Raw genomic sequence first — 7653 nt, 5'->3', positions numbered from 1 at the left:
GTCAAGACCTGTCAGCGCACTGGCTGATGCAGATCAAGTGGGAGAGCAGTCGACAGCAGACAGACGACGGTCGACAGTTCTGCAATGCCACCCTCTGTCGACAGTGCACTGTCTTCTGTCGACTATCGGTCAGCAAAGAATCTTCTGCAAAAACGGCGGCAACACCGGGCGCCGCAACCACATCAACAGCCCCAGCAAGGCCAGCATGAAAATCGCGCCCACCGAGGCGATCAGCGGATCATGGATCAGATGCGTCAGGAGCGCCCCCAGCATCAGGAAACTGAGTCCCAGCGCGGCGAGACCGACCAGAGGCTTGATCAGCAGCAACAGTCCAGCGGCCAGCTCAGCGACACCCAAGGTCACGCGGAACCAGTCCGGCAGGCCAAAGCGCTCGAACGCTTCGACCATGCTTTCGGCACCGCTTGCGGTCAGCCAGCCCGACCACACATAGACTGCCGCCAGCAGAACCGTCAGATTCCAGGCAACAATTTCTTTCAATGTATGGGCGCGGCGCTCTGCCGTTGTCATGAGGTCCTCCTGATGCTATGTCGTTCGTTAGCGCAGGTCCGGCAACACAGCGCGAATCGCCGGCATGATGTCACGGCCCAGCTGCATGGAACGCACTTCCGACCAGCCGTAGAGCTCATCGGGCAAGTCGTCATTGTCCTTGAAGGGCATCTCAAGTGTATAGGCCAGGCAGTTGAAATGGTTGCCCACCCAGGTGCAGCCCAGCGTCAGGTTTGCCTGGCCGGGTGCATCCTTCGGGTATCCGTAGCGGGTCTGGTATTCCGGTGTGGCGGCCAGAAACGCGGACTGGAACCGCTGCTGCAGTTGCTGAATGCCCTCATGGAAAGTCGGCACGCCGCTTGTATCGGCCAGAAAATTGTAGGGAATGGCCTCGTCGCCATGAATATCCAGAAACAGGTCGACCCCGGTGGCTTCCATCTTCTGGCGCACCCGATACACCTCCGGGCTCTTCTCGAGGCTGGGATTCTGCCATTCCCGGTTCAGGTTGACCCCGGCCGCATTGGTGCGCAGATGACCGCGCACACTGCCATCCGGGTTCATGTTGGGCACCACATAGAATACAGCGTCGGCCAGCAGCTCACGGGCCGTGGCATCATCGGTATCCAACAGGCGCTCCAGAAAGCCCTCCACGAACCATTCGGCCATGGTTTCACCGGGGTGCTGGCGAGCCGTTATCCAGATGCGGTGTTTTGCATTCTCCTCGTCACCGATGACCAGCAACGACATGTCTCGTCCGTCCAGCGTCGTGCCCAGATCTTCGACTCGGCACAGATGCGATTGCTGGGCTTCCTGCACCAGATCCTGATGCTGCTCGTAGCTGTAGGGCACAAAGTAGGCAAAGTAGATGATGTCGTGCTCGAGCAGGTGAGTGATCACCAGCTCACCGTTTTCAAAAACAGTATCCACGCGAAACCAGGTGTCCCGGTCATAGGACGCGACCGCGCGATAGTTTTCCCAGCCCTTGGGATAGGCCGCGTTGCCGGCGTTCATGATGCGCAAGCGGTGTGTTTCCCCGGGTTGTCCGCAAAGACGAAAATGGAACCACTGGTAGAAATCGGACTGGTGATCCTTGCGGATGTTCAACTGAATATCATTCGGGTCTTCAGCCTTGACGACCTCAATGTTGCCGCTGTCAAACGCGGAAGAAATGCGCATGTTGTTCGCTCCTTATTGAATGTCCCGGCGCCGACTCGATTTTGGCGGTCAAATTCGCTATTGTGCTGGCTTCTCCAAAGGCAGTGATCACAACAGACATCATGACTCAACAGACCGTCCTCACCGGCATCACCACCACCGGCATTCCGCATCTGGGCAACTATGCCGGCGCCATTCGCCCGGCCATTGAATCAAGCCTGCGCAATACCGCCAAGAGCAGCTACTTCTTTATGGCTGACTATCATGCCCTGATCAAGTGTCAGGAGCCAGAGCGCGTGCGTGAAAGTACGTTGGCCATTGCGGCAACCTGGCTTGCCTCCGGCCTGGATACGGACAGAGTGACCTGCTATCGACAGTCGGATATTCCCGAGGTCACCGAGCTGAACTGGATTCTGACCTGTGTGGCGGCCAAGGGCCTGATGAACCGTGCCCATGCCTACAAGGCAGCCGTGCAGGACAATGTGGAGAACGAGGCCGCGGATCCCGACAAGGGCATCAATATGGGGCTGTTCAGCTACCCCATCCTGATGGCGGCCGACATATTGATGTTCAACGCCACCCATGTGCCGGTCGGGCGCGATCAGGTCCAGCACCTGGAGATGACGCGTGACATTGCCCAGCGTTTCAATCACCTGTACGGCGAAACCTTCACGCTGCCCGAGGCGGTGGTGGAGGAAAACAGCATGGTGCTGAAAGGGCTCGACGGGCGCAAGATGTCCAAGAGCTACAACAACACCATTCCACTGTTTGAAGACGAGAAGAAATTCCGCAAGCTGATCAACAAAATTGTCACCAACTCGCTGGAGCCGGGGGAGCCCAAGGACCCGGACACCTGCACCCTGTTCAGTATCTATTCGGCTTTTGCCAGTACCGACGAGATCTCCGCCATGCGCCGGCAGTACGAAGAAGGGATTGGCTGGGGTGAGGCCAAGAAGCAGGTGTTCGAGCACCTGAACGAGCTGCTGAAGGACAAGCGGACGCTCTACAATGAGCTGATCAGTGATCCGGCCGAGATCGACCGGATCCTGAAAAAAGGCGCCGAACGGGCCCGGGAGTATGCCGTGCCGCTGATGGCCGAGGTGCGCAAGAAGGTGGGTATCGGGCCACTGGCGGGCTAAGCCACCTCTGACAAAAGGCGGCTGCGCCGCCGAGCGCAGCTAAAGCAGCGCCTACAACAGTGGCACAACTGTAGGCGCCGGCCTTGGCTGCGCTTGGGTCACTAACATCAGGCCGTCAGCCGCCCGGCCTGAAAATCCTGAATCGCCTGTTCGATCTCTTCCACGGTGTTCATGACGAAGGGCCCATACTGCACTACTGGCTCGTTCAGCGGCTTGCCGGCCACCAGCAGCGCTCCTGAACCGCCTTCTGCCTGGAGCTGAACCTGCTCGCCGGCACTGAGAATACCCACTTCGCCCATGCGCACCGCCTTGTCGCCAATGGTGATATCACCCTTGTAGGCGTAAACGAACCCCGTGTGATTCAGCGGCAGCGGGGTCTCGAAAGACCCTGTCTCTTCCCAGCGAATGTCGAAGAAGCGCGGCTCGGTGGCCACGCCGCTGACCGGGCCGGTCTTGCCATTCAGTTCACCGGCCAGAATGCGCACCAGCCCGGCAGGAAAATCAGTCTCCGGCACCTGATCCGGTGGAATGTCCTGATAGCGCGGGTCGGTCATCTTGTCTTTGGCCGGCAGATTGACCCAAAGCTGAAAGCCCCACAGCATGCCATTTTCCTGCTGCGGCATTTCCTCATGAATGATGCCTCTGCCCGCCGTCATCCACTGTATGGAGCCCGGGCCGAGATAACCTTCACTACCCATGTGGTCGCGATGCCGCACGCTGCCTTCAATCAGGTAGGTCACGGTTTCAAACCCGCGGTGCGGGTGGCTCGGAAAACCGGCGATGTAATCATTCGGGTCGTCCGACTTGAACTCGTCCAGCATCAGAAACGGGTCGACACGCTGCATGTAGGGGCTGCCGATGATGCGCGACAGGCTGACCCCGGCGCCATCTTGGGTGGGCATGCCCTTGGTCAGCCGACTGATGGTTCTTGTGCTCATACGACACCTCCCGGGGTGACAACGTTTGGATGCTGTCAGCTTACGGAGGGGGCGGCCCCTTGCATAACGAAAATAACTGGCAGATGATTTCAAATTGATTGAACAACGGGAGGCGGCTGTGGCGCACAACCCCATCACGGTAGAATTGATTCGCACGCTGGAAGCCATCGAGCAGCATGGCAGTTTTGCGGCAGCAGCCGAGCACCTGCACAAGGTGCCTTCCGCCCTGACCTACACACTGCAGAAAGCGGAAAAGGATCTCGAGATCGAGCTGTTTGATCGCAGCGGCCACCGTGCCGAATGGACCGAAGCGGCCAGCCATATTCTGCAGGAGGGCCGCCGCATCCTGACTGCACTGGAGAATCTGGGCCACAGCGCACAGCGCCTGGCAGAGGGCTGGACCGCTCAGTACAGCGTGGCTCTTGATCACCTGCTGGACTTCCAGCACCTGGTACCCATGCTCAGTCTGGCGCGTCAGGAAATCCCCTGGGTACCGATTCATGTCAAACAGGGCGCCCTGTCGGGCACCTGGGAACTGCTGCTGGACCATCAGGCCGATCTGGTCATTGCACCAGCGCATGCAAGGCCGGACCGGGACGATATCCGCACCCAGCCGCTGGGCAAGATTCGCATGGTGTTGGCCCTGAGTCGGCATCACCCATTGGCAGAGGCAGACCGGCCGCTTACCGAAGAAGAACTGGCACCCTATCCGGTCGTGACCATCAGTGATACCGCGCGCCAGATCCCTGCCCTCTCGGCCGGCCTTCAGTGGCGGCGCCAGCGCTTTCTGGTGCCGGATATGGCGACCAAGATCACCGCGCAAAAGGAGGGGCTGGGAGTGGGCTTGCTGCCCATGCATCGGATACAACAGGAGGTACTGGCCGGTGATCTGGTGATCAAGTCGCTGGCCAGTGACCAAAGGGAGCCGGATATAACCATCGTGGCGGGCTGGCGGCAGGGTGACAGCGACAAGACCCATGACTGGATCATGGAGCATCTGGATCTGCTGGCCGTCAACTGAGCCACCCTGAGCGCGGCCAAGGCCAGCGCCTAAAGCGAAGCCTCAACTGTAGGCGCTGCTTCAGCTGCGCTCAATGACGGCAGGCCCTCCAAAGCGCGGCCAAGGCCGGCGCCTACAGGGTGTTCAGCCTCCATTGTGGGCGCTGGCTTGCCTGCGCTCGGCGGCGCAGCCGCCCTGACCGAGCCTTACACCAACCCGCTGGCCCGGAGAACAAACAACCCTATGGTGGTGGTGAACAGGGAAAACAGTGTAGTGATGACGATGATCTCCGCTGCCAGATTGCCCCATTGCGTCATCGCCTTGGCCATTACGAAGCTCGCCGCCGCAGTCGGGGCGGCCATCATCAGAAACAGGATACCCAGAGTCTCGCCACGGAACCCCAGCAGCAGGCCACCCACAACCGCCATTGAGGGCAGCAGAACGAGTTTGAACAGGCTGGCCATCAGTACCAGGCGACGATTGCCACGCAGACTGCGCCAGCGCAGGCTGGCACCGACACACAGCAGCGCGATGGGCAAGGTGAGATCGGCCAGGCCCTGCAGTGTGTTATCGGCGATATCCGGCAGGGGTAATTCCAGTAACGACCAGGTAATACCGGCCATCACACCGATCATCAACGGGTTTCTGATAATCTGAACAACCAGCCTGCGCAGCGACAGGTCGCCCCCCTGCCCCAGTTGCAATACCACCACCGAGGCCACATTGTAGAGCAGCGTCAGCATGGCCAGATACAGAGACGCCAAAGGAATGGCCGAGGCACCGAAGGCGTTGACCACCATGGCCAGACCCACGATACCCATGTTGCCCCGAAAGGCCCCCTGAATGAACACACCACGGCTGGTTATATCCTGGCTCAGCCATGGCGTCAGCCACCAGAGCAGAAGAATACTACCCAAGGTGAATAGCACCGCGAAGCCAATCAGATCGCCCTGCCAGACCTGGGTCAGGGGTGCCTGGGCAATATTGAGAAACAGCAGCGTCGGAAGACACCAGGTGAAAACAAGGTAGTTGCCATCGGCGATGAAGCCATCGCTCAGGCGACCGCTGCGCTTGAATGCCAGCCCTGCGCCAAGCCAGATCAAAATCGGCAGCGTTGTCGACAGTGAGAAGAGCAGATTATCGACAATAGTCACAAACAGGCCTGTTATGTCAAAGTGACGCTATTATACACGTCAGAGAGCAACAGTTCAGAAACCGCCTCTACAGCAGGAATTCTATTGGCAGAAAGGTATAGAGCCCGGTACGCACGCGCCGCCACCAAGTGCTGTCCGGGTCATAGTGTGCAATGGCCCGGGCCTCCGCGCCAGGCCCCTCAACATCTGGCATTTCCACCCATTCCTTGTCTCCGTTTTCTTCCAGCCTGACTTTCCATGCCAGTCGGTTCTTCATGGGCTCCATCCAGTCCAGTATTTCCGTGGCCAGTTCCGGGCTGTCGATCATCAGCCCTATTTCCGTATTGTGCTGGAATGATCTCGGGTCCATGTTCACCGAACCGATGAACACACGCTCACGGTCGAAGACCCAAACCTTGGCATGCAGTGTCACCTGCTCGGTCACCACACTCTGCCACGGCGTATCATTGACCGTTTCATAGGCCGACCATGGCGTGGGCTGGACCTCCCAAAGCCGGACGCCCTTCTCCAGCAGGTCGCGGCGATAGGGCGCATAGCCACTGTGCACGATGGGCATGTTGTTGGCGGCCAGAGAGTTGGTCAGCAAGTCTATCTCTATCCCTGCATCCACCAGTTCTGTCAGCAGGTCCACACCAAAATCCCCCGGCACGAAATAGGGTGTCACAAAAAGCACTTCACGTTCCGGCATGGACTGTTCGGAGAGCAGGCGTGGCATCAAGTGACCTGACGTATCGCCAGCGGCACGCAGTATCTTGCCGGGGTCATCCACATAGAGCACTACCGGCGCCCAGATGGGAGTGATGTCCTCCCAGGTCCACGCGCTCGGCTCATCAGGCAGCAGCTCCGAAAATTCAGCCTGCAGGGTGTCCATAGATGAACGCATTCGACCTTGGCTGACGCTTTCGGCATCCACCGCGAGCACGTGATTCCAGTACAGATCAAAGGCTCCGGAGACTTCAGGGGTAATAGGGCCCAGTGTCAGGATATCCAGATCCAGAAAGATGCGCTCTGCAGAGGCTTCATAATAGGCATCGCCGGTGTTTCGCCCGCCGAGAATGGCCACCTGATTGTCGACCACAAATGTCTTGTTGTGCATGCGCCGGTGCACACGGGAAAAATGCGTGACATAGTTCACGCGCCACAAGGGGCGCAGAGGAAAGGGATTGAATATACGAATCTCTATATTGGGATGGGTCGCCAACTGGGCCATCCAGGCCGACGCAAAATCGTTGCCCCAGTCATCCACCAGCAAACGCACGGCAACACCGCGCTCGGCGGCCTCCATCAGATGTGCCAGAACCAGCCAGGTGCTGGGTTGGTCCAGAAGCTCAAAGGTCTGCAAATCCAGCGAGTATTCTGCCTCTCGAGTCAGGGCGAGGCGGGCATCAAGTGCCTCGCGGCCATCCTTGAGCAGCACGAACCCGCTTTCTTGCGGCGCTGACCCCTCATCTGCCAGCCCCTGCATCCGCTCTGAGCCATAGGCATCAGCCAGTTGCCGGGCAAGCGCGGACTCGCCCGTGTCCTCCGGAGACATGACGACCTCACGGCTACCGGGTTCGGGCAGCGTGGCACACCCGGCCAATACCGCGCCAAGGATGATGGCAAACAGAACCCTGACCCTGATTTTGTGTCGACGGCAAGAGCAATGTCCATGTCGCTGCAGGTGATGCCTCTTCCATGTCATGCGATAGGCTCGGTTGTCCGGATAAAGTCCGGCATTCTACTTTGCAAGATAGCGTTATTGAAGGGCTGACTAAACA

7 protein-coding genes are annotated in these 7653 nt (G+C 58.9%); 2 read left to right on the top strand and 5 right to left on the bottom strand.

Features of this window, described 5'->3' with window-relative positions; all coding sequences use genetic code 11:
• Window positions 1–129: 129 nt before the first annotated feature.
• Window positions 130–528 carry a DoxX family protein gene (locus LAT62_RS07915; RefSeq protein ID WP_293381613.1) on the bottom strand — a complete coding sequence of 133 codons (399 nt, stop codon included), beginning with the start codon at window positions 526–528 and terminating at the stop codon, window positions 130–132.
• 27 nt (window positions 529–555) lie between these two features.
• Window positions 556–1683: a M14-type cytosolic carboxypeptidase gene (locus tag LAT62_RS07910; protein WP_293381610.1), complete on the bottom strand. Its 1128-nt coding sequence runs from the start codon at window positions 1681–1683 to the stop codon at window positions 556–558.
• Window positions 1684–1784: 101 nt separating this feature from the next.
• Here LAT62_RS07910 and LAT62_RS07905 point away from each other — a divergent pair, with 101 nt between their 5' ends.
• Complete coding sequence (locus tag LAT62_RS07905; protein WP_293381607.1) at window positions 1785–2801, top strand: tryptophan--tRNA ligase; 1017 nt, start codon at window positions 1785–1787, stop codon at window positions 2799–2801.
• A gap of 107 nt (window positions 2802–2908) precedes the next feature.
• On the opposite strand, the gene LAT62_RS07900 is transcribed toward LAT62_RS07905, so the two are convergent.
• Window positions 2909–3739 (bottom strand): pirin family protein, encoded by an 831-nt coding sequence (locus LAT62_RS07900; RefSeq protein WP_293381604.1) that lies wholly within the window; start codon window positions 3737–3739, stop codon window positions 2909–2911.
• A 118-nt stretch (window positions 3740–3857) separates the two neighbouring features.
• Here LAT62_RS07900 and LAT62_RS07895 point away from each other — a divergent pair, with 118 nt between their 5' ends.
• Complete coding sequence (locus LAT62_RS07895) at window positions 3858–4760, top strand: LysR substrate-binding domain-containing protein (protein ID WP_293381601.1); 903 nt, start codon at window positions 3858–3860, stop codon at window positions 4758–4760.
• Between the two features lie 185 nt (window positions 4761–4945).
• Here the strand turns inward: LAT62_RS07895 and LAT62_RS07890 are convergent, their stop codons facing one another.
• Together LAT62_RS07890 and LAT62_RS07885 are read right to left on the bottom strand one after the other, a co-directional pair.
• Window positions 4946–5893 carry an AEC family transporter gene (locus LAT62_RS07890; RefSeq protein ID WP_293381598.1) on the bottom strand — a complete coding sequence of 316 codons (948 nt, stop codon included), beginning with the start codon at window positions 5891–5893 and terminating at the stop codon, window positions 4946–4948.
• Between the two features lie 67 nt (window positions 5894–5960).
• Window positions 5961–7577: a phospholipase D family protein gene (locus LAT62_RS07885; protein ID WP_293381595.1), complete on the bottom strand. Its 1617-nt coding sequence runs from the start codon at window positions 7575–7577 to the stop codon at window positions 5961–5963.
• Window positions 7578–7653 lie beyond the last annotated feature (76 nt).

Source organism: Natronospirillum sp. (assembly GCF_022565775.1).
In the GTDB taxonomy this organism is placed as follows: domain Bacteria; phylum Pseudomonadota; class Gammaproteobacteria; order Pseudomonadales; family Natronospirillaceae; genus Natronospirillum.
The sequence above is the reverse complement of the archived record's forward strand: the minus strand, read 5'-3'. Positions and strand labels throughout refer to the sequence as shown.

Bases quoted from the DNA above. Each gene is read 5' to 3' on its own strand.
- LAT62_RS07915 (WP_293381613.1), bottom strand. From the start codon at position 528: ATGACAACGGCAGAGCGCCGCGCCCATACATTGAAAGAAATTGTTGCC.
- LAT62_RS07910 (WP_293381610.1), bottom strand. From the start codon at position 1,683: ATGCGCATTTCTTCCGCGTTTGACAGCGGCAACATTGAGGTCGTCAAG.
- LAT62_RS07905 (WP_293381607.1), top strand. From the start codon at position 1,785: ATGACTCAACAGACCGTCCTCACCGGCATCACCACCACCGGCATTCCG.
- LAT62_RS07900 (WP_293381604.1), bottom strand. From the start codon at position 3,739: ATGAGCACAAGAACCATCAGTCGGCTGACCAAGGGCATGCCCACCCAA.
- LAT62_RS07885 (WP_293381595.1), bottom strand. From the start codon at position 7,577: ATGACATGGAAGAGGCATCACCTGCAGCGACATGGACATTGCTCTTGC.